The organism is Streptomyces chilikensis (genome assembly GCF_001642695.1).
Taxonomy (GTDB): Bacteria; Actinomycetota; Actinomycetes; order Streptomycetales; family Streptomycetaceae; genus Streptomyces; species Streptomyces chilikensis.
The window spans coordinates 1-1,483 of record NZ_LWCC02000030.1; the positions used below are offsets into that span (position 1 = coordinate 1).

Genomic DNA, 1,483 nt, shown 5'->3' on the forward strand with positions numbered 1-1,483 from the left:
CTCGGGGTGCGCGGACTTGGAGTCGTCCCCCAGCGAGAGGTTGATGACGTCGGCGCCGTGGTCGACGGCCCACCGGCTGCCCTCGGCCAGCGCGTCGGCCCGCGTGCGCCGGGCCTCGGCCAGCTGGGGGTCGCCCTCCTCGAGGATCACCCGCACCGGGAGGATCCGGGCGTCGGGGGCCAGTCCCATCACCCCGTCGCCGTTGTTCCAGCCGTGGCCGTGCCCGGCGATGATGCCCGCCATGGCGGTGCCGTGCCCGGCCCACGCGTCGTCGCCCGGGCCGGCGCCGAAGCCGACCAGGTCCTTGCCCTCCAGGACGTTGCCCTTGAGGTCGGGGTGGTCGGGGTCCACGCCGGTGTCCAGCACGGCGACGGTCACGCCTCCGCCGCGCGTGGTCCGCCAGGCCTGTTCCGCGCCCAGCTCCCGCAGCGCCCACTGCCCGTCCCGGATCAGGTCGGCGTGGGCCACGGCCACGGGCTGCAGCACCAGCACCGCGCCCAGCACGGCGGCCACGGCCGCGCTCCGGCATCCGCCCCGGCGCGCGGATCCGCGGGGGGCGGGCCCGCCGCGGGCGCGGGACGCGGCGGGCGCCCCGGGCGTCGGTCCGGAGGTGTCGGTCACGTCGGTCACGTCGGTCACGAAGGGGTCTCCCGGGCGGGGGCGACGGTCTTGCGCAGGTCCTGGGCGAACAGGCCGGCCAGCCGGCCGGCGTCGTGGCCGAGCCCGGCCTGGGCCGCGGCGGTGTCCGTGTCGCCCTGCAGGGCCTCCTGCGCGGGCACCGGCTCCTCCACCGGCCGGCCGTCCGCCCAGCCGGAGACGGCGTAGACGACGACGGGCGCCTCGGTCAGCACGTCCAGCGCCCAGGAGGCGCGCTGCGCCTTTCCGAACCCCTCGGCGAGGGTCCCCTCGGCCGCGTAGGGCCGGGGCAGCTGGTCGGTCCGCAGGTCCAGCCGGTCCTCCGAGACCCGGGACCGCAGGGCGCGCATCGCCTCCGCGTCCGCCTCGGTGAACACCAGCCCGACGGTGACCAGGTGGCTGCCGGTGGCGTCGCTGTAGGTGGCGCGCAGCAGCCGCTCGCAGCCGACCGGCGCGAGGGTCTTGCGCAGCGCGGGGTCGAAGGCGTCGGAGCAGCCGCTCTCGGGGGCCACGGCGATCCGGTTCCAGGTGCGGTCGGCGCCGCCGGGGCCGAGGTCCTTGCCCTTGACCGAGGGCGGGAAGAGCTCGTCGACCGGGGTGGTGCGCCACAGGTCGCGGGCCTCGGCGTAGGTGTCCTCCTGGCCGTCCGCGCCGCCGGTGACGCCCGCGGTGACCCCGGCGGCCAGCAGCCCGGTGCCGAGCAGTCCGCAGGCCAGTGCCGCGGCCATCCGTCCGCGCACCCGGGCGGGGGCGTCGCCGGAGGCCGCGCCGGGGGCCCGGGCCGGAGGGGGCGGGAGCGCCGCGGTCCCGGCGGCGGGCGGGCCCCACGGGGTCCGGGCCGCGGTCC

General features: G+C 79.0%; 2 protein-coding genes. Both read right to left on the reverse strand.

Annotated elements, in window-relative coordinates; all coding sequences use genetic code 11:
* The coding region (locus tag A2U95_RS21265; protein WP_166025719.1) for a S8 family serine peptidase at positions 1–513 on the reverse strand (513 nt) is incomplete at its 3' end.
* 122 nt (positions 514–635) lie between these two features.
* A partial coding sequence (locus A2U95_RS21270; protein ID WP_420857032.1) for a hypothetical protein occupies positions 636–1,483 on the reverse strand: 848 nt, incomplete at its 5' end.